Source organism: Williamsia sp. (genome assembly GCF_016462415.1).
In the GTDB taxonomy this organism is placed as follows: domain Bacteria; phylum Actinomycetota; class Actinomycetes; order Mycobacteriales; family Mycobacteriaceae; genus Williamsia_A.
Genome location: NZ_JAEMTF010000001.1, coordinates 6,946 through 27,251 on the forward strand (window position 1 = coordinate 6,946; position 20,306 = coordinate 27,251).

Here is a 20,306-nt window from a genome sequence, read left to right on the forward strand (position 1 = left end):
ATGAAGTTGCCCTCGCGGACCGCGGTGGTGCCGGCCATCAGCGGCTGGGCTCGTACCTGGTCGATCTTCGCCTGCACGGTGTTGCCCGGGCCGGCACCGTAGTCGACGACGACGATCACTTGCGGGTCGTTCTGGGCGGCCGCCTCCCAGGAGACCGACGTCCACGAATCGTTGAGATCGTCGAACACGTTGGTGCCGCCCGCCTCGGCGATGATCTGATCCGGTGCGGCGTTGCGACCGGAGGTGAAGGGGGCGGGATCAGCGCTGTCGAAGAGCAGGACACGAGCACGACGGTCCGCAGCCGGTGCCTTCGCCGACGCCGCGGCCACCTCGTCGCGGTAGCCCCGGACAAGCGAGGCGGCGCGGTCCGGGACGCCGAAGATGGTTCCCAGGTTGTCGATGTCGTCGTAGAGCGCGTCGAGTGGCCGTTTGATGCCGCGCTTGGTGGTGCCGGGCTGTCGGCATGCCTCGGTCAGCTGATACGGCGTCGCGCCGATGGTGCGGATCCAGTCGGGCGTCACGCCGGTGGACTCCTTGAACCCGTAGTTCCACCCGGCGAACACGAAATCGGGATCGGCGTTCTGGATCACCTCGCGGGTGAACGCGGTGCCCAGTGATCGGGTGGTGTCGAACTGCTGCCGCCACGGTGATGTCGCGAGATCGCGTTCCTTGCCCTCGTACGTCGTGTAGCCGACCATCCGATCCTGCAGGCCGAGCGCGAACATCATCTCGGTGATGCCGGTGTCGTTGGTCAGGGCACGGCTCGGATTCGACGGCACCGACAGCGGCGCCGCGCAATTCGACACCTCGACCGTCGCGTCCGCGCGAGAGGACGGCGAGGCGTTCTCGACCTCGGCTCCGCAGCCGCTGATCACGAGTGCTGCCGCCACGGCGCACACCGCGGCGCCGAGGATCGATGTCTTCATGGGTACAGCCCTTCGTCGAAGATGATCTGGGGGACGGACGTTCGCGGATGGGGGACGACGTGACAGCCGATCCCGAACCACTTCCCGATGGCGGCGACGGTCAGCACCTCGGTCGGCGTGCCGCGCAGAACGATTCGGCCGTCGAACACGATGGCGAGATCGGTGCAGAACTGGGCGGCCACGTTCAGGTCGTGCAGGGCCGCGATGACGGTGACGCCGCGGTGGCGCGCCGCGCGCATGACGGCGTACTGGTGCTTCACGTCGAGGTGGTTGGTCGGTTCGTCGAGCACCAGGATCGGCGTCTGCTGCGCGAACGCCCTGGCCACGAGGACACGCTGCGCCTCACCGCCGGACAGTTCGCTGAACAGCCGGTTTCGCAGGTCAGTGGCGCCCGCATCCTCTGCCGCGCGGGCGCAGATCCTCTCGTCCTCAGCCGACATCGACTGCAGCATGCGGACGTGCGGGAGCCGTCCGGTCCGGATGACCTCGGCGACGGTGAAGTCGAGGAACATCGTCGACGACTGCGTCAGCGCGGCGACCTGACGTGCGTTCTCCCGCAACGAGCTCGCGCCCACGCGCCGACCGTTGACCGTCACGTCTCCGTGCGACGGCGTCACCGCGCGATACAGGCACCGCAGCACCGTCGACTTGCCGCTTCCGTTCGGTCCGATGATCCCGAAGAAGCGCCCGGTCTCCACCGACATCGTCAGGTCGTGCACGATCTCGGTGCCACCCAGGCGGACGGACACGTCGGAGTACTCGATGGCAGGCGGGGTGTCGGAACCACTCACGGCGTCACCGTCCGCGTGCGCCTGCGCATCAGCAGGATGAACGTCGGTACACCGACCGCGGCCGTGATCGCGCCGATGGGGAGCTCGTAGGGCGGGACCAGGGTGCGCGAGATGATGTCGGCGACCACGACGAACAATGCCCCGAGCAGTGGGCACAGCACCAGAACCCGCCGGTGATCGGCGCCGACCAGCAACCGGGTGACGTGCGGCATGATCAGTCCGACGAATCCGATTGCCCCGCAGACCGACACGATGACGCCGACGATGATCGCCGACGCCACGAACAGTCCGAGACGGAACCGTCCGGCGTCGATGCCGAGGCTCGCCGACACGTCGTCTCCCATCGACAGCGCATCGAGGTGGCGCGCCACGGCGACCGCCAGCACCACGCCCACGACGGAGACGACGCCGACCAACCAGACCGAATGCCAACTTGCCGCGGCCAGGCTGCCGAGCAGCCAGAACATCACGCTGCGGGCCGCGTCACCGGCCGGAGCCAGGAACACCAGGACTGTCGTGATGGCCGAGAAGCCGTATCCCAGTGCGGTGCCCATCAGGACGAGGCGTAGCGGTTCGAGTCCCGACGAGGTACGGGCCAGCATGAACACGATGACGGTGGCGAGCAGTGCGCCGAGGAACGCCGCCGAGGGCAGCGCGTAGAGCCCCAACCCGCCGAGAGCGCCGAACAGGACCACCGCGGTGGCACCGACCGAGGCACCCGACGAGATCCCGAGGATGTAGGGGTCGGCCAGCGCGTTCCGCACGACGGCCTGCACGATCACGCCGACCGTGCTGAGTCCGGCTCCGACGAAGACCGACGTCAACACCCGGGGGAGTCGGGAATCGACCACGATCCGGTAATCCGGTGCATCGGCGCCGGTGATCGTGCCGCCGGTCAGCTCGGCCCACAGGTAACGCAGGGTGGCCGACGGGGCGATGTGGACACTGCCGACGACCAGGCCGAGAACGGATGCGCCGACCAGGGCGATCAGTGCGAGCACCATGAACAGGGCGAGGCGGCGTTGCTGCGTCTGCACCGCGGTGGCCCTTCCGTCGAACGCGGAAAAGGGGTGCAGGCAGCCATGAGTCACTCACGCGCCGCACCGACCATGTCCCACGAGGTCGATGAGCGGTCGTATCGGTCGACACGACCAACGGCGGCAGGTCTTCGGACTCTCGGGCACGGCATCTGTCTCGATGCCACCTACCAGCGACTGCTTCCCGGCCCACGGCCAGTGCGTGTTGTCGCGTCGTTCCCGATCACCGCTGCGGGGCAGTTCCGGACTCTCACCGGATTCCCTCTCACGGCGCCCTGATCGAACTTCCGACCAGAGCGCACCGACGTCGGGAGTGAACCTACCTCACGAACCGTGCGCGCCCGGCGTCGCGGATCGCGTCAGCGCGTGGGGGTGTCCTCGTTGAGCATGTTCTTCATGAACATGAACAGCTCCTTGTCGGTGAGCGCGCGCCATTGCGGGGCAAGCAGTTTCATGTACTTCTCGACGTAGAGCAGCTGCTTGCCGACGAGCACGAGCTCTCGGGGGAGTTTGAGGTCGTACGCCTTCGCGAGCGCGGCCAACTGGCTGCCGAGCGCGGTGTACGACATGCCGCCGAGGTCCTTGCCCGCCAGGGGAGCGGTGAAGCGACGCATGTCCTTGGCGCCCTCACGGGTGCCACCGGGCTTGCGCACTGCACCAAGGGTGAACAGCGCACGGCCGGCGGCCTCGTAGTCGTTGCGCAGGAACAGATCGCCGACGAGGCGACGCATGATGCGTCGGGTGCGGGGATCGAACCGACCCACGATGCCGAAGTCGATGAGGACCAGCCGGCCCTTCTCGTCGACGAGGACGTTGCCCGCATGGAGGTCGCCGTGGAAGGTGCCGCCGTGGAATGCGGACTCCAGGAACGACAGCAGCAGCGTGCGGACGATGTCGGTGCCGTCATGTCCGGCCGCGCGGATCGCGCGGGCGTCGTCGATGCGCAGTGCGTCGACGTACTCCATCGTGAGCACCTCGCGGGTGGTGAACTCGTGATGGACCTTCGGCACGCGGACCCGGTCGGCCAGAGGTGTGCCCGCCAGGCCGGCGACGAAGTCGTCCATGGCCTGCGCCTCGTTGCGGAAATCGACCTCCGCGGCCAGACCGGTGGCGAAGTCGTCGACGACGTCCGATGCGCTGAGCATGCGGCCGTAGGGGGAGAGCTCGACGAGCTGGGCGACCCGCTCGAGAATCGCGACATCCGCGGCCAGTCGTGTCGTGATCCCCGGACGCTGCACCTTGACCACGACCCGCTCGCCGGTGTGCAGCGTCGCGGTGTGCACCTGGGCGATGGAGGCGGATGCGATCGGCGCCGGGTCGAAGTCGGCGAACACAGTCGACGGTGAGGCGCCGAGTGCGTCGGTGAGAACGGCGTCGATCACCTCTGGAGAGGCGGGTGCGACTCGGTCGAGGAGGGTCTCGAACTCACGGGAGAGGAGCGGGGTGAACACGCCGGGGCTCGACGCGATGAGCTGCCCGAGCTTCACGTACGTCGGACCGAGCCGCTCGAACACATCGCGGACCTCGCGAGCCGCGCGTGGCGCCGCGGCCTGCGACGGTCGATAGCCGACCGCGAACTCGGTGACCCCCCGTGCGATCTGGAAAGCGGTCGCACCCACGCGTCGGACCTCGGCCACCGGCGAGACATGCGGTAGCCGAGCGGGCTCGGCGAGGGTGCCGTGCGCCACCTCGATCGCGCTGGTGTCGACATCGGCGCTGGTCGGAACGGGTTCGGGCAACGGTGAGGTCATCTTCTCGGGTCGCGTCGGGGACAGATGGAGTCGTCCGAACGTACGGACGCATCGACCGATGCTTCCGTCCCGCGCAGCATCCGTCAAACAGGTCGACGGCTTTTGTGATCGATTCGAGCTACTCGCCGACGCGTGAAGGATCCGACACAGGAAAGATGGACAGCATGCCGATTCTGAACAAGGACACGACCGTGTGCATCTCGCTGTCGGGCAGACCGTCGAACATCGGGACCCGATTCCACAACTTCCTCTATGAGGAACTCGGCCTGGATTTCGTCTACAAGGCGTTCGCCACCGACGACATCGAGGGTGCGATCCGCGGGGTGCGGGCCCTGGGGTTCCGCGGGTGCTCGGTGTCGATGCCGTTCAAGGAGGCGGTGATCGCTCTCGTCGACGACATCGAGCCGTCGGCGGCGGCGATCGAGTCGGTCAACACCATCGTCAACGACGGCGGGCGGCTGACGGCGTCGAACACCGACTTCGAGGCGGTCGCGACCCTGATCGACGACCACGAATTGGACACCTCGCTGCCCGTCCTGGTCCGCGGATCGGGCGGGATGGCCAAAGCTGTCGTCGCGGCCTTTCGGCATGCCGGCTTCGACGACCTCACGGTGCTGGCCCGCAACGAGGCCGCCGGTTCGGCCCTGGCAGGCAGGTACGGGTACCGGTGGGCCTCGGACGATCCGGATCCCGGGCCCGGGGTCATCGTCAACGTCACGCCGTTGGGCATGAGCGGCGCCGACTCCGACGAACTGGCGTTCTCCACAGATCACGTCCACGCCGCCGACGTCGTGTTCGACGTCGTCGCGTTCCCGGCCGAGACTCCTCTCATCCGGGAGGCGCGCTCCGCGCGGAAGCCGGTGATCACCGGCGCCGATGTGATCGCGTTGCAGGCCGCTCGGCAGTTCGAGCGCTACACCGGGGCGTCGGTCACCCCGGACCAGATCGCACGTGCGTCGGAGTTCTCCCGTGCGGAGTGATCGGGTGACCATCATCGAGAGGAGCAGCCATGCCGCGTAGGGGCGAGCCACTGACCAAGCTGGGCTTCCTGACCATCGGACGGTTCAACGAGGCGTCGCCGCGCGAGGGGCATCTCGAGACGATCGAGGTGATCCAACGGGCCGAGGACCTCGGGTTCGACAGTGTGTGGCTGCGCGACCGACACCTGCAGTTCGGGATCTCGTCCCCGGTGGCGGTGATGGCCGCCGCGGCGATGAAGACCAGTCGGATCGAGCTCGGCACCGCAGTGATCCCGCTGGGTCTGGAGAACCCCTTTCGACTCGCGGAGGATCTGGCGACGGTGGACCTGCTGTCCGACGGCCGCGTCAATCCGGGTGTATCGGTGGGCACCCCGATGCGCTACGACGACTACAAGGCGGCGCTCTACCCCGACACCCACGACGTGGAGGACTTCTCGAAGGAACGCGTCTTGCGGTTGCTGCACTGCCTGCGGGGCGATCCGGTCAGTCCGTTCGAGGGAACGGTCGGCATCGAGAACTTCTCGCGTCGGGTGCAGCCGCACTCGCCCGGCCTGGTCGACCGGGTCTGGTACGGCGGAGGTCTGAGCTCGGCGATCTGGGCCGGGCAGCAGCAGCTGAACTATCTGACGTCGTCGGTGGTCACCAGCGAGGGAAGCGACTCCACCGACTTCGCGACCATCCAGGGTGAACAGATCGACGCCTACCTCGCGAACCATCCGGACCCCGCCCGTGCCCGAGTCTCACAAGGATTGGTCGTCATCCCCACGGACACCGCGACACCCGACCAGATCCGGCGCTACCAGGAGTACGCGGAGTCGCGTTTCGAGCGGACACTCACCCCACAGGGTCCCCGCAAGATGCTCTTCGCACCCGATCTCGTCGGACCGTCGGACGAACTCGCCGAGAAGCTCTCCGCTCACGCGGGCTTCCAGCGCGCCTCGGAAGTCGCCTTCGCACTGCCGTTCTCGTTCGAACCGGCCGACTACATCCAGATCATCTCCGACATGGCGACCCACCTCGGGCCCGCCATCGGCTGGACCCCCTGAAAGGAATCGAGACCATGGACTACGTGAACCTGGGTTCGAGCGGACTGCGTGTGTCGCAGATCTGCCTGGGCTGCATGACCTTCGGCGAGCCCGATCGTGGAACACACGAGTGGACGCTGACCGAGGAGGACTCCCGACCGATCATCAAGCACGCGATCGACGCGGGCATCAACTTCTTCGACACCGCGAACTCGTACTCAGCCGGGTCGAGCGAGGAGATCGTCGGTCGTGCTCTGACAAGCTTCGTCAACCGCGACGACGTCGTCATCGCCACCAAGGTGTTCCACAACGGTCGCCCGTCACCGTATGAGGTGGGGCTGTCGCGCAAGGCGATCATGACCCAGGTCGACGCCAGCCTCCGACGCCTCGGCACCGACTACATCGACCTCTACCAAACCCACCGCTGGGACTACACGACGCCGATCGCGGAGACGATGGAGGCGCTGCACGACGTCGTCAAGGCAGGCAAGGTCCGCTACATCGGTGCGTCGTCGATGTACGCGTGGCAGTTCTCCAAGGCGCAGTACATCGCCGAGACCAACGGTTGGACGAAGTTCGTCTCGATGCAGGACCACTACAACCTGCTCTACCGCGAGGAAGAACGCGAGATGCATCCGCTGTGCGCCGACCAGGGCGTCGGGGTCATCCCGTGGAGTCCGCTCGCCCGCGGTCGTCTGACCCGCGACTGGGACACGACCACGAAGCGCAGCGACACCGACAAGTTCGGCGCCACCCTGTACGACGAGGATGATCGCCGCACCGTCGAAGCCGTCACCGAGATCGCCGAGTCACACGGGGTTCCCAGGGCGCAGATCGCGCTGTCGTGGGTGCTGAACAAGCCGATCGTCACCGCACCGATCATCGGCGCGAGCAAGGTCGGTCACATCGACGACGCGGTTGCCGCCACCACGGTGAGGCTCACCGACGACGAGGTGGCAACGCTCGAGAAGCACTACCGGCCACGGCCGATCGTCGGCTTCGCGTAGTCGCGATCAGGCGGGGCAGGCACTCGCACGGGCCGGCGCGTTGCGGACGACCCGTGCGAACGCGCCGTCGCCGGGCAGGGTCCACGACGGGCCGACGAAGCTGCGGCACGCGGTTGGATCCCCAGTGACGAACCGCAGGAACTGCACCGCGACACCGGTCAATGGATACGTGGTGAGCGGGTTGACCACGTCAAGGTGCGGCGCGCCACGGGCGACGACGAACCAGGCCGGCGCCCCGGTGATCGGGCCGTAGACCAGCGGCTCGATCCGGGCGGCGTTCGACGCCCGGTCGGCCGTCCCGGTGGCGACCAGTGTCGGCGCTCGCACCGGGGTGGGCACGGTGTAGACGTCGGGCGCCAACGCGAGCACGCCGACGAGCCGAACCGCCGACGGGACGGTGAACGCCGGCGGCACCGGAACACCGCTCGACGCGTTCGCGATACCGGCCACCTCGATTGCCTTCGTCGCACCCGACGAATGCCCGGCGAGCACCGTCTTCCTCAGGTCGATCCGGCCGAACAGCGGTGACCTGCGATCGCCGTTCTCGGCGACTGCTCGCCGCAGGCCCAGGAATCCGCTCTCCGGAGCGATCTCGGTTGCCTGGTAGGAGATCGCGACGACGAATCCGTAACTGGCCCACTGCCGAGCGAGGGGAGCGAAGTACCCGGGATTCGCGCGACTGCCGGGGACGAACACCACCAGAGGGCGCTTTCCTGCCGCGGTCGTCGGGTAGTAGAAGTCGACACCGGTGTCGGGACCGCGTCCGATCGGCGCCGCCGACGTGCACTGCAGCGGCGTGAACGCGCCCTGTCGGCGCGCATCGGCGTTCTGCGCGTCCGCCTCCGGCCCCACGCATCGCGACACCTGTGTGGTCGCCGACACCGAGTAGGGGCCGGGTCGGCTGAGGTCGGCGTTGAGTGCACCGCCGGCCCGAGGACCCGGAACGGCCACAGCCGTCGTCGCGAGACCGGTCGAGATCAGCGCCACCGCGAACACCACTGCCATCACCCTGGCCACCACCGCAACCACGCTCCCGTCCCGACCGCACGATTTTCTTTCGCCAACCGTACGTCCAGGCTGGTGAACCCGAAACTCGAGCGACCGTGATCAGAACGGCGTGATCGACGCCGGGGCACCGTCGCACACCATCAGTCGGGCGAAGTCCCCGACGCGATCTCCGCGGATGTGCCCGGCCGCCGCGATGGTCCGCACGCCGATTCCGCCGAGCAGGACCGATCCCAACGCAGCGACATCGAGTGCGACATCGGCGTCGTCGTCGACGTGATCGCCGATCCGCTCGACCTCAGCCCTGCCGTTGCTCACCACGAGTCGGAAGGTGCCCGCGGCGAAACCCTGCTCGTCGTGCACGCCCAGCGTGAGTTCGCCGTCGGTCAGGTATGCGCGCGCAGCCAGAACCGCGGCGACATCGAGTACCCGCAGCCACAGGAAGTCGCGACGGTTCTCGACGGTGTAGACATCCGGTTCGGCGAGCGCGTAGCGGAGCGGGTCATCCACCCGCGCGCGGCGCTGCGTGATGGTCCGGATGAGGTCGGAGTGACCGAGGAAGTCCCACAGCGCCACGCCCACAGCAGGGTTCGGTGCGACGAAGTCGCGGACCTCGGCGCTGCTGTCCTCCTCGACGAGCTTGTAGGCGACCGCGCCATCACACCGGTCGTCGTCGTCGACATGCAGGGCGTACCGAAAGCCCGGCTGCGGCTTCCCGGTCGACTGGTCCATCCCGGCGAGCACGTCGTCCGCGGCGGGGCCTCGATCGACCGACCCGCGTGTGCGGCGGTGGTAGTCGTCGAACAGTGCGCGTACGCGATCGAGATAGACGTCACGATCGACCATCTCGATGCGCCCGGTCGGCGGTGTCGTGACCCGGAACGACGAGTCGGTGCGCACGCGGATCTGGTTGGCCTGCACCGCCGGGCCGAATCCGAACCGACGGTAGATGCCCGACTCGCTGACCGTCAGCGCCGCCACCGGGACGCCGCGCTGCGCTGCCTCGGTCAGGTCGGCGGTCATCATCTGACGGAGCAGTCCCCGCCTGCGGTGCGAGGTGCGGGTGGTGACGTCGCTGATCGCGTTGGTGGGCAGCAGGGTTCCGCCGACGTTGACGGTCGTGTCCCAGCTCCCCAGCGTCGCCACCGGCACCCGGTCGTCGCGCAGACCACCGGTCCGCAGGTCGTGGACACCACGCATCCGAGCGTCCTGGTCGACGAATGCGGCGAGCCACCGTGCGATGCCCTCGTCGCTGTACTCCGGTTCGTTGAAGCCGAGTACCACCGCTCGGATCCACGCGACCGTCTGTTCCTCGTCGGTCATCGTGCGTGACCGGGCCTGATGTGTTCGGAGTTCGGTCGTCATCGTGCCGACGTTAAGGCGTCGTCAACGTCGGACGCCACCGGTTTAGGAGGCAGTATGGACCGATGACGTCGGATCGAACTGTGGTCGAGACCAGCAACGGGCCGGTACGCGGAACCGACGACGGACGGACCCGAGTGTGGAAGGGGATCCGCTACGCGGCGCCACCGATCGGCGAACTGCGCTGGCGCGCCCCGGTCCCTCCGGAGTCGTGGACCGACGTCGCCGACGCCACCCGATTCGGCCCCGTCGCCCCGCAGCCCGACATCCCCGTCATCGACCTCGGCCCGGACGTCACCAAGGACGAGGACTGCCTGACCCTCAACGTCTCCGTCGCGTCGTCGACAGGCGCCGACGACCCCAAGCCCGTCATGGTCTGGATCCACGGAGGCGCCTACATCCTGGGATCGACGACCCAACCGCTCTACGACGCCGCAGCGATGGTCGAGCGCGGAGACGTCGTGATCGTCACCGTCAACTACCGGCTGGGCGCATTCGGGTTCCTCGACCTGTCCGCTTTCGGCACCGACGAGCACCCGTTCGACTCGAATCTCGCGCTGCGCGACGTGATCCTGGCCCTGCAGTGGGTGCGCTACAACATCGCCGCGTTCGGCGGCGACCCGGAGCAGGTCACGGTGTTCGGGGAGTCCGCCGGTGGCGGCATGGTCACCACCCTGATGACCGTCCCCTCGGCGGCGGGGTTGTTCCACCGCGCGATCGCGCAGAGCTCGCCCGCGACCTCGGTCTACGACGGGGCACGCGCGCGGCGCATCGCGGAGATGTTCCTCGACGACATCGGCATCGCACCCGCCGACATCGGCCACCTGCGCGACGTGCCCACCGACGCCGTCGCCAAGGCGACCTTCCGACTGTTCGACGACATCCCGACGAGCGCGCCGGGGACGCTCGCGTTCGCGCCGGTGGTCGATCGCGACCTGGTGCCCGACTACCCCCTGGAGGTGTTCCGTGCCGGGAACGCGCATCCGGTGCCGCTGCTGATCGGGACCAACAAGGACGAGGCGGCGCTGTTCAAGCTGATGAAGTCGCCGCTGATCCCCATCACGCCCGACGCGATCCGCGCGATGTTCGCGCAGATCGCGGTGGAGCGGCCCGAACTCGCCATCCCGCACGAGGCGGACATCCTCGCCGCATACGCCGGTGTCCGACGAAAAGGCAAGGGGATGGCGGTGGCCCGGGACATCGGCTTCCGCATGCCGACCGTCTGGCTGGCCGAGGGACACAGCGCGATCGCGCCGGTGTTCCTCTACCGATTCGACTGGGCGACGCCGCTGTTCCGGCTCCTGCGGGTCGGGGCCACCCATGCGACGGAATTGCCGTACGTGTTCGGCAACCTGGTCAGCGGACGCAAGGACATCACCTTCAAACTCGGCGGCCTGACGGAAGGCAAGGCCGTCTCGGCGCGGATGCAGCGTCGGTGGCTGAACTTCGCGGTGAGCGGGGACCCCAACGGGGTCCCGAACGCCCCGATCTGGCGACCCTACGACTCCGGTGACCGCGCGAGCCTCGTCATCGACCGCAACGACCGGGCGGTACGCGACCTCGACCACGACCTGCGGCTGGCCTGGGGCGACGACGTCCTCAGCTTTCCCTGACCCATCGGGCGACCGGTATTCCCACATGCACGGTTCGGATCGGGGTGAACACAACGGTGCGCCGCTGTCATGCACCCGGAACACTGATTACGTATCCCTAATCGACATGAGGAGTCCGTTGTGACATCGACCATCCGTGCAAGCGTCGTCCCGTTCGTGATCGAGGCCGAGGGCACCGGCGTCGCCCAGACGCTCGTCTCGCAGGGGGACAACAAGCACGAGTTCACCACCGACGCCTACCCCGCGTTCGGCGGCAAGGACGAGGCGCCGAGCCCGCTGTTCTATGCGCTCGGTGCGCTCACGTCGTGCAACCAGGTGACCGCCGCGCTGGTCGCGAAGGACCTGGGCATAACGCTGGGCAAGTTCACCTTCACGATCCAGGGCGACCTGGACACCCTCGTCCTGGTCAAGGGCGAGGAGGGCAACGCCAACTTCGAGAAGGTGTTGGTCGACGCGAGCGTCGAGACCGACGCGACCGAGGAGCAGTTCACGACGTTCGTGTCCGAGGTCGAGCGTCGCTGCCCCGTGAGCCAGCTCTTCATCCGCAGCGGACTCGAGTTCCACAACAACTGGAAGCGCAACGCACTGGCCTGACCCGTCAGGTCGGCACCCGCGAAAAGCAGGTGACGATGTCAGTGGTGGTGCGTAGCGTTTCTAACAATGACCACCACGACCTCGCGACCGTCCACGACAGCGCCCACGCCCCGCGTGGGCGCTGTCGTCGTGCCTGCGCAGACGGTGGACTGGCGGCGGTTGCGCAGGCCGGCGGCCGGCGTCGCACTCGTCGCCTTGGCGATCGCCGCGATCCTGCAGTCGATCGGGACGGTGATCATCGGTCGGGTCGCGGCGAACCCAGCCGGCGCGACGATTGCGCTCCTGGCCGGCTGTCTGGTCGGCTACGCGCTCCTCGACACCGCCGGTCGCACCGTGTGGGCGGCCATCGCCGATCGTGCGGAGGGCCGTCTCCGCGATGACCTGCTCACCGCCGCGCTGCACCAGCCGCTGGAGCGGTTGTCGGAGCAGGCCGTCGGTGAGGTGCTCGACCGGGTCGACGACGACACCCACGAGGTCGGGACGCTTGTGCGTCTGCAGGTCTGGGACGCGATGCGCACCGTCTTCTCGACCCTGCCGATGTGGATCGTCGCCGGTGTGACGTGGTGGCCGGCGTGGATCATCTTCCCCGTCCTCGGCCCCGTCGCGATCCTGGTGATCCGTCCGCTGCTGCGTGAGCTCCGTGACCGCAAGGTCGCCGAGGAGATCGCGTGGACCGATCACGCGGCCGCGATGGAGGAGGGCATCGCCGCACGGGACGACATGCGCACCAGCCTCGGTCAGGCGTACCTGCTGCGCCGGTGCGCGGAGATATCCGGCACCATCCAGGACCGTTTCCGGGCCGTCATCGCCGTGGAGTCGCGCATCGCGATCCGCTGCGGCGGACTGCTGCACGCCCTGCTCGGCGGCGTCGTCGTCGCGGGGGTCGCGCTCGTCGCGGACAACGACCTCGACGTCGCGAGCCTGGTCACGCTCTTCCTCGTCAGCTCCGGTCTGATCGGTCAGATCAACCAACTCGCCCGTCACCTTCCCGAACTGCAGGCGGGGATGGGTGCGATCATCCGGCTGCGTCAGCTCGTCGGCACCGATCCCGAACCCGTTGGCGGGCAGTCCATCCCCGACGGGCCCGTCGACATCGTGCTGCGCGACCTGCGCTTCGCCTACGCCGAGGGCGTGTTCGCACTCGACGGCATCGACCTGACGGTGTCGGCGGGCAGCACGTGTGCCCTCGTGGGACGGACCGGATCGGGGAAGTCGACGCTCGCGTCGCTGGTCTCCCGCGCGGTCGACCCCGAGCCCGGTTCGTTGTTCGTCGGCGGGGTCGACGTCCTCGATCTCGATCTGCACCAGCTGCGGGCATCGGTCGGCGTGGTGACCCAGCGAACCGAGATCCTCGCGGGCACCCTGGCCGAGAACATCGCACTGTTCGCGCAGCTGCCCCATCGCCGTCTGCAGGACGCGGTCGATGAACTCGATCTCACGGCCTGGGTGGACGGCCTGCCGGACGGGCTCGACACGATCCTCGGCCCCGGCGGGACCACACTGTCGGCAGGTGAGGAACAGCTCGTCGCGTTCGCCCGGCTCCTGGTCCGTGACGTGCGCGTGGTGATTCTCGACGAGGCCACCGCGCGGATGGATCCGCTCACCGAGGCGCGTGTGGTCCGTGCCGCCGACCGGCTTCTCGCCGACCGCACCGGAATCCTGATCGCGCACCGGCTCTCGACCGTGACCCGCGCCGACCATGTGGCGGTCCTCGAACGTGGCCACATCATCGACCAGGGCCCGCGCGTCGAACTCGAATCCCGCCCCGGACCGTTTCGTCGGCTCCTCGACGCCGCCGGTAGCGACGCGGTCGAACGGCCTGCGCTGCACAAGGAATCAGCCGACCAGGTCGGTGCCATCGGCGGTGTCCGCCGTCAGGGCCCACCGCCTGAGGTCGTCGATGTCGGTGACGGACCGAGCCTGACCCGCGGGATCGCTCACATCATCCGAGTCCACCCGACGTGGGGACTTCTCGGATGTGCGCTGTTCGCCGTCAACGCCATCCTCGGGGCGACCGGCGCGCTGACCGGTTACGTCTGGGGTCACGTCGTGCAGAACCTGCAACGCGGCGAGACGCCGGTGACGCTGACCGTGTCCCTGGTGATCGTGCTGCTGGCCAATCCGATCACCCTCGCGGCGGCGATCCGACGGTTCCTGCCGTGGTGGAGCGCGGCCTCGCTGCGGATCCGGATGACCGTGCTCGAGGCGCAGACCCGGCAACACGGGTTGCCGCGGACACCGCCCGGTGAGGTGATGTCGCGAGTCCTCGACTCCGACCGCTTCCTGCGCTACTCCGACCGCTGGATCGATGTCACCAACGGACTGTTCGTCGTCGTGACCGCCGCGGTTCTCGGTGGCAGTGTCCTGGCCGGCGGGATCCTGCTCGCCGTGATGATCGCCGCGGCCGCCGCGTCGTTGGTCGGGCGCCCTATCGCCGGGCGTTCGGCCGCAGCGGCATCGGCCACCCGCGCGCATTTCGGCCGGTCGTTGGTGTCATCGGTGGAGAGCGTTCGCACCGTGAAACTCGCGGCTGCCACCGACGACGTCCACGCGCACCTGCGCGGCGTCGACGGCGGTCGCGTCGATGCCGCGGTCCGCGAGCACCGTGTGCAATCGGTGCTGATCGGGGTGCCGGTGGTCATGGTCCAGCTCGGCGTCGTCGCCGCGTGGGTGGTCTACCTGCTCGACGGGTGGGATCTGGCGACGGCGCTGCTGGTGTCGGGCGCGGTCGGTGGCTTCGACTATTTCGGTCGGGTCGCCGGAGCGGTCATCACCGAGGCGCCGGGAACCCGGGCCTGGCAGAAGGCGACGAGTCGCTTCGCCGGTGGTGCCGACCTGATGGACATCCCGCCGGGCGTCGATCTGTGGGCCGGAACCGCGCCCCGCCCGGTGCCGACCCCGCGCACCCCGTTGCGGCGCCTCGAACTGCGCGACATGGCCGCCGTGCACGATGACGGCACACGCGGTGTCTCCGGCGTCGACCTCACGGTCGAGGCGGGTGAGCTCGTGTTGCTGCTCGGCCAGGTGGGTTCGGGGAAGTCCAGCCTGCTGGCGAGCCTGTGCGGTCTGGTGGGCCACACCGGCGCCATCCGGTGGAACGACCTGGACATCACCGACGCCCAGACGTTCCTGCGGCCCGGTCAGGTCGCGCACGTGGCGCAGGTTCCCCGGGTGCTGTCCGGGACGTTCGCCGACAACGTCCGCCTCGACCACGACCGGCCGATCGAGCGCGCGGTGACCGATGCCCGCCTCGAGTCCGATGTCGCCGCGGCAGGCGGGATCGACTCGATCGTCGGCCACCGCGGTGTCCGACTGTCCGGCGGTCAGGTGCAGCGACTCGCCCTTGCCCGCGCGTTGGCGATCGAGCCGGAACTGCTTCTCGCCGACGACGTCTCGAGTGCGCTCGACGCCACGACCGAGGTCGAACTGTGGGCCGGTCTACGTGCCCGCGGCATCACGGTGCTGGGGTCGACGTCCAAGCGTGCGGCGCTGGAGCAGGCCGACCGGGTCGTCGTCCTCGTCGACGGTGCGGTCGTCGCGACCGGACCGTGGACCCGGCTGTCGGACGCGTGGGGACACCTCGCGGGCTGACCTCGTCCTGGGTCAGACCTCGTCCGCGCGGATGATCCGTCGGCGCACCGACACCAGGTGCACCTCCGGTCGGCTGGCTCCGTGCCGTTCGAGGCGGTCGATCACCTCGGTGACGTGCACACGGTCGGCGCTGACCACCGACGCCCCGATCCCGGCACGCCGGTGCAGGTCGGTGTGATCGACCTCGGCGGCCGAGACGGAGAACTTGCGGCTCATCTCCGAGACGATCGGCCGCACCAAAGAACGTTTCTCCTTCAGCGAGTGCACGTCTCCCAACAGGAAGTCGAACTCGATCCACCCAATCCACATCGCGGCAATGCTACGTGCAGGCCGGTCGAGGGCACAGAGCACAATGGGCCCGTGCGAGCCGTGGTGTACGAGACATTCGGCGCGGCGATGTCGGTGCGCGACATCCCCGAGCCCACCTGCCCTGCGCACGGCGTCGTCGTGGCCGTGGCCGCAACCGGTCTGTGCCGCAGCGACTGGCACGGCTGGCAGGGTCACGATCCCGACATCCCGCTGCCGAACGTGCCGGGCCACGAACTGGCGGGCACCGTCGTCGAGGTCGGGGCCGACGTCCGAGGGTGGGCAATCGGCGCGCGCGTCACCGTCCCGTTCGTGTGTGCCTGCGGCGACTGCGGACCGTGCCGCCGCGGCGACCAGCAGGTCTGCGAACGCCAGACCCAACCCGGGTTCACCCACCAGGGCTCGTTCGCCGAGCGCGTCGCGCTCGACCACGCGGACGTGAACCTGGTCGCGCTGCCCGACGACGTCGACTTCGACACCGCCGCCGGCCTGGGCTGCCGTTTCGCCACCGCCTACCGGGCGGTGACCCAGGTGGCAGATGTGCAGGCGGGGGAGTCGGTCGCCGTCCACGGATGCGGCGGCGTTGGATTGTCGGCGGTGATGATCGCGGCGGCCCGCGGCGCGACAGTCATCGCGATCGATCCATCGCCGGTGAGTCGCGACCTGGCGATGTCACTGGGCGCGACGCGCAGTGCGGCCTCGGCGAACGATCTACACGACATGGACGTGTCCATCGACGCGTTCGGGGCCCCGGCGACGATGCGCGCGTCCATCGCGTGTCTGCGGCCCCGGGGACGCCACGTGCAGGTCGGGTTGCTCGGCGACGACGTCGCGCCGGCGGTCCCGATGGGGCTCGTCATCGCCCACGAACTGCAGCTGCTGGGCAGCCACGGCATGGCTGCCCACACGTACCCGGTGATGCTCGCCGAGATCGCCGCGGGGACCTTGCGGCCGCAGGCGCTGCTGCGGGATGCCATCGGCCTCGACGACGCCCCGGCGCGGTTGATGGCGCTCGGTGATCCCGGCGCCGGCGTCGGAGGGGTCACCGTCGTCCACCCCTGAAACCGACTGCGGGATGATCGACGACATGATTCGCAATGTGGTGATGGGTCGCCTTCGCGACCGCGGTCCCGAGGGACGAGCCGACGACCGGGCCGAACTCGAGGCGGGGCTGGCCGGGATCGCCGCCCTGACGTTACCCGGGCAGGTCGCCAACCACACCGGTCTCGACGCCGGACTCCGTGAGGGCGGATGGGATTTCGCCATCACCAACGACTGGGAGGACGTCGACGCCTACCGCGGCTACGACATCGATCCCGAGCACAACGTGCACCGCAAGCGGATCGTCGATGTGTGCGACCAGGTCGCCCGCATGCAGTTCGAGATCTGAGGACCGATGACCCTCACCGTCGACGTCACCGTCCACACCGTCCGCAGACTCCCACTCGCCGGCGAGGTGATGCTGCCGAGGCTCGATGTCGACGACCACCGACCGGGTCTGATCGACCTGATCGGTTCGACGATCCGGGACCGCGGGGTGCTGATCCTGGCGGGTGCGGTGATCGGCGCGATCGTCGGCACGGTCACCTCCGCCGGCGTGGTGGCGGCGACATTGCTCGGTGCGGCAGCGGGATTCGCACTGGGCATGGTCCGGTCGCAGGCGGTCGGACTCAGCCTGGGGCCCTACCGCTCCGACCACGTCGAGGTGCCTGAGGTGCGCGGCGAGACACTCCGGGTGCTGGAGTACAACGTGCACGGTGGGATGGGCGGCCCCGGGAAGTTCCTCGCCACACCGCGCACCCTCGATCATCTCGCCGCGACGATCCGCGCCGCCGAAGCCGACATCGTCCTTCTGCAGGAACTTGATGACTTCGCCCTGCGCTCCACGATGACCGACACGCTCGGACAACTGGTCAAGCGCCTACATCCCACCGGTGCGGTCATGACCCCCGCCGCGGAGAAGGTCTACGGCCGCCGCGAGGGCACGGGCATCCTCACGTTCAGTGGCATCACGATCAGTGACGCCCGCGGTCTGCGCATCCCGGACGCGTTCGGCGACAGCACCGCTCGACGATTCCGATCGGCGGCGGCCATGTGGTCAGGCATCGTCTCCGGGTGGCTGGGTCGCCGCGGTCGCATGTTCGCCTCCAGTACCGAGTACCAGCCACGTGCTGCCACCGATGCCCTGATCTGCACGCCGACCGGAAACCGCATCCGGGTGCTCTCCGGGCATTTCAGCTCGCCACACGACGGTGTCGACGAGCCGGCCCGCCAGGTGGCGCCGATCCTCGAGACCGTCCCGACGTGGGCCGGACCGACGATCGTCGGAGCCGACTTCAACGTGCGCGACGGATCAGCCGAGTTCGACCGCGAGCACGAGATGTGCACCGACGTCGGGCTGTCGGAGGCGACCGCCGGTGCGCCGCCCAACAGCGACCGGATCTATGCGTCCACGCACTTCGACGCGATCCGGCCGCAGAAGTTGCCGCCCCTCGACGGCGAACCACCGGCGAGTGATCACTCGCCGGTGGTCGTGGACCTGACGTTGCGCCCGTGAGCTTCCGGGCCGTGAAGTCCACCGGCCTGCATCACCCGGATGACGCCCTCGATCCCGTCGCAGAACACGGCAGCGGCGGCCGTGGGATCAGACAGATGTCCCTGGATCATCGCGCCGTCCCGCATGAGCGCGAAATGGTCGGCGCCGCCCTCGGGGTCGTAATGACCGGCACGCGACAACGCATCGACGACGAATTGATGAAACCAGGCGCGGTGCTCGTCGACGAGTAGGCGAACCGGCGAGGCCGGGTCGGGATACTCGGTGGCCGCGTTGATGAACGCGCACCCACGAAAGCCCGGTCGGCACAGCTCATCTGCGGTTCCGGATCCGACTGCCCGAAGGACGTCCAGCGGTTCGAGACTCGTCGACAGCGGCTCGAGGTGATGCCGAATCGCGGTGTCCTCTTTGCGCAGATAGGCGAGGACCAGGTCTTCCTTGCTGGGGAAGTGCCGGTAGAACGTGGCCTTCGTGACGCCCGCCTCGGCGATGATCCGGTCGATGCCCACCGTTCGGATGCCGTCGGCATAGAAGATCCCCGCGGCGGTCGACAGCAGTCGCTCCCGCGGTTCGGATCGCTTCGATTCCTTCGGGGTCGTCGTCGGGCACATGCCTCGACACTACCCGTCGCACTAGACAGACAGGTCTGTCTTGACTTTGAACGGCCGATGAGGTGTGGTGACAGGAAGACAGACCTGTCTGTCTCCCCGTCACCGAAGGAGCTCCATGATCACGACCGCACTCCACGCCTCGACACCGCATTCGACGCTACGGCCCTACGTCGTCCGTGCCGCGGTATCCGTTCTCTGGGCCGTTCTCCTGGCTGTGACTCTCGCGACGAGTGGGTCGTCGGCCTCGGTACCGGCTCTCGTGATCGCACTGTTGGTCGCCTATCCGATCGTCGACCTGGTCGCGTCTCTGGTGGAACTACGCGAACCACGATCAGGCGCATCAGGGACATCATCTCTTCTGGTCCTGAACGCGGCGATCAGTGTGGTGACCGCGGTGGCACTCGGTGTCGCTGCGGGTCACAGCGCGGGCGCAGCGCTGCGGGTGTTCGGCATCTGGGCCCTGCTGACCGGGCTGATCCAGTTGAGCGCGGCCGTTGCCCGACGTCGCAGCGGACACCGAGGGCAGTGGTCGATGATTCTCAGCGGAAGCATCTCGGCCGTCGCCGGTGTGTTGTTTGTCCAGATGGGCGGACACGCCGAGCCTGCTCTGACCGGTTTGGCCGGCTACGCCGTCGCCGGTGCCGTCTTCCTGCTCATCGCCGTCCACCGTCGGCGTACGCCACGTGACGCCGGGGCTGCGATCAGGTGATCAGCCCTGGGCCTCGAGGGCCACGTCCTGCCACTGCTCCCAGTTCTCGATGCGGCTTTCGTAGTCCGCCTTCGCGATACCGAGCGGCGCCTCACCGAAGAAGACTCGCAACGGCGGCTTCTCGGCGTCGATCACCTTGAGCAGCGCGCGGGCCGATGCGGTCGGGTCGCCCGGTGTGCCGCTGCGCTTCTTGCGGCCCTCCTGGGCGGCCTTGTGCGCGTCGGCGTAGGCGTCGAGTTCGGTTGCGTGCTTGGCCGACGGTCCGCTCCAGTCGGTGCTGAACCCGCCCGGTTCGATGAGCGTGACGTGGATGCCGAAGTCCGCCACTTCCTGGGCCAGCGACTGAGAGAACCCTTCGAGCGCCCACTTCGACGCGTGGTAGAGACCGACCAGCGGGAACGCGCTGATCCCGCCGATCGACGACACCTGCAGGATGTGTCCACT

19 protein-coding genes and 1 riboswitch are annotated in these 20,306 nt (G+C 68.4%); of the genes, 10 read left to right on the top strand and 9 right to left on the bottom strand.

What is annotated here, in order from left to right:
* The 4 genes from JHC79_RS00040 to JHC79_RS00055 all read right to left on the bottom strand — a co-directional run.
* The coding region (locus tag JHC79_RS00040) for an ABC transporter substrate-binding protein (protein WP_296387829.1) at window positions 1-926 on the bottom strand (926 nt) is incomplete at its 3' end.
* Window positions 923-1,717, bottom strand: coding sequence for an ABC transporter ATP-binding protein (locus tag JHC79_RS00045; protein WP_296387830.1), 795 nt, complete (start codon window positions 1,715-1,717; stop codon window positions 923-925). The genes JHC79_RS00040 and JHC79_RS00045, both read right to left, overlap by 4 nt.
* Window positions 1,714-2,721 (bottom strand): iron ABC transporter permease, encoded by a 1,008-nt coding sequence (locus JHC79_RS00050; RefSeq protein ID WP_296387940.1) that lies wholly within the window; start codon window positions 2,719-2,721, stop codon window positions 1,714-1,716. The genes JHC79_RS00045 and JHC79_RS00050 overlap by 4 nt, the downstream gene beginning before the upstream one ends.
* 137 nt (window positions 2,722-2,858) lie before the next feature.
* Window positions 2,859-3,075, bottom strand: a riboswitch (cobalamin riboswitch).
* Window positions 3,076-3,113: 38 nt separating this feature from the next.
* Complete coding sequence (locus JHC79_RS00055) at window positions 3,114-4,505, bottom strand: AarF/UbiB family protein (RefSeq protein ID WP_296387831.1); 1,392 nt, start codon at window positions 4,503-4,505, stop codon at window positions 3,114-3,116.
* A 164-nt stretch (window positions 4,506-4,669) separates the two neighbouring features.
* On the opposite strand from JHC79_RS00055, the gene JHC79_RS00060 reads away from it, so the two are divergent.
* The 3 genes from JHC79_RS00060 to JHC79_RS00070 are packed head-to-tail and all read left to right on the top strand — an operon-like array spanning window position 4,670 to window position 7,517.
* Window positions 4,670-5,485, top strand: coding sequence for a shikimate 5-dehydrogenase (locus JHC79_RS00060; RefSeq protein WP_296387832.1), 816 nt, complete (start codon window positions 4,670-4,672; stop codon window positions 5,483-5,485).
* A gap of 29 nt (window positions 5,486-5,514) precedes the next feature.
* Window positions 5,515-6,531, top strand: a complete 1,017-nt coding sequence (locus JHC79_RS00065) for an LLM class flavin-dependent oxidoreductase (RefSeq protein WP_296387833.1) — start codon at window positions 5,515-5,517, stop codon at window positions 6,529-6,531.
* Window positions 6,532-6,545: 14 nt separating this feature from the next.
* Entirely contained in the window at window positions 6,546-7,517 is a 972-nt protein-coding gene (locus tag JHC79_RS00070) for an aldo/keto reductase (protein ID WP_296387834.1), read from the top strand.
* Window positions 7,518-7,523: 6 nt separating this feature from the next.
* On the opposite strand, the gene JHC79_RS00075 is transcribed toward JHC79_RS00070, so the two are convergent.
* Together JHC79_RS00075 and JHC79_RS00080 are read right to left on the bottom strand one after the other, a co-directional pair.
* Window positions 7,524-8,522, bottom strand: a complete 999-nt coding sequence (locus JHC79_RS00075; protein WP_296387835.1) for a hypothetical protein — start codon at window positions 8,520-8,522, stop codon at window positions 7,524-7,526.
* Window positions 8,523-8,624: 102 nt separating this feature from the next.
* A complete protein-coding gene (locus tag JHC79_RS00080; protein ID WP_296387836.1) occupies window positions 8,625-9,887 on the bottom strand; it encodes a GNAT family N-acetyltransferase in 1,263 nt (420 codons plus the stop codon).
* Window positions 9,888-9,949: 62 nt separating this feature from the next.
* Between JHC79_RS00080 and JHC79_RS00085 the strand changes: the two genes are divergently transcribed.
* The 3 genes from JHC79_RS00085 (at window position 9,950) to JHC79_RS00095 (ending at window position 15,682) form a co-directional block, all read left to right on the top strand.
* Window positions 9,950-11,497 carry a carboxylesterase/lipase family protein gene (locus JHC79_RS00085; RefSeq protein WP_296387837.1) on the top strand — a complete coding sequence of 516 codons (1,548 nt, stop codon included), beginning with the start codon at window positions 9,950-9,952 and terminating at the stop codon, window positions 11,495-11,497.
* Between the two features lie 120 nt (window positions 11,498-11,617).
* Window positions 11,618-12,091, top strand: a complete 474-nt coding sequence (locus JHC79_RS00090; protein ID WP_296387838.1) for an OsmC family protein — start codon at window positions 11,618-11,620, stop codon at window positions 12,089-12,091.
* Between the two features lie 66 nt (window positions 12,092-12,157).
* The gene (locus JHC79_RS00095; RefSeq protein ID WP_296387839.1) at window positions 12,158-15,682 is read left to right on the top strand and encodes an ABC transporter ATP-binding protein; all 3,525 of its coding nucleotides are present in this window, start codon (window positions 12,158-12,160) and stop codon (window positions 15,680-15,682) included.
* A 12-nt stretch (window positions 15,683-15,694) separates the two neighbouring features.
* On the opposite strand, the gene JHC79_RS00100 is transcribed toward JHC79_RS00095, so the two are convergent.
* Window positions 15,695-15,991 carry a DUF503 domain-containing protein gene (locus JHC79_RS00100; protein ID WP_188493072.1) on the bottom strand — a complete coding sequence of 99 codons (297 nt, stop codon included), beginning with the start codon at window positions 15,989-15,991 and terminating at the stop codon, window positions 15,695-15,697.
* A 51-nt stretch (window positions 15,992-16,042) separates the two neighbouring features.
* Between JHC79_RS00100 and JHC79_RS00105 the strand changes: the two genes are divergently transcribed.
* From JHC79_RS00105 to JHC79_RS00115, 3 genes are read left to right on the top strand one after another with little or no spacing between them, the layout of a single operon-like run.
* Window positions 16,043-17,050: an alcohol dehydrogenase catalytic domain-containing protein gene (locus JHC79_RS00105; protein WP_296387840.1), complete on the top strand. Its 1,008-nt coding sequence runs from the start codon at window positions 16,043-16,045 to the stop codon at window positions 17,048-17,050.
* 25 nt (window positions 17,051-17,075) lie between these two features.
* A complete protein-coding gene (locus JHC79_RS00110; protein ID WP_296387841.1) occupies window positions 17,076-17,378 on the top strand; it encodes a Dabb family protein in 303 nt (100 codons plus the stop codon).
* Window positions 17,379-17,384: 6 nt separating this feature from the next.
* Window positions 17,385-18,545: an endonuclease/exonuclease/phosphatase family protein gene (locus JHC79_RS00115; protein WP_296387842.1), complete on the top strand. Its 1,161-nt coding sequence runs from the start codon at window positions 17,385-17,387 to the stop codon at window positions 18,543-18,545.
* Here JHC79_RS00115 and JHC79_RS00120 read toward each other — a convergent pair.
* Window positions 18,506-19,153, bottom strand: coding sequence for a TetR/AcrR family transcriptional regulator (locus JHC79_RS00120; RefSeq protein ID WP_296387843.1), 648 nt, complete (start codon window positions 19,151-19,153; stop codon window positions 18,506-18,508). The two genes, JHC79_RS00115 and JHC79_RS00120, sit on opposite strands and share 40 nt — an antisense overlap.
* A 115-nt stretch (window positions 19,154-19,268) precedes the next feature.
* Between JHC79_RS00120 and JHC79_RS00125 the strand changes: the two genes are divergently transcribed.
* Window positions 19,269-19,862, top strand: coding sequence for a DUF308 domain-containing protein (locus JHC79_RS00125; RefSeq protein ID WP_296387844.1), 594 nt, complete (start codon window positions 19,269-19,271; stop codon window positions 19,860-19,862).
* Here the strand turns inward: JHC79_RS00125 and JHC79_RS00130 are convergent.
* Window positions 19,863-20,306 (bottom strand): SDR family NAD(P)-dependent oxidoreductase (locus JHC79_RS00130; protein ID WP_296387845.1); only part of this gene is annotated, 444 nt, incomplete at its 5' end. It abuts the gene before it with no gap.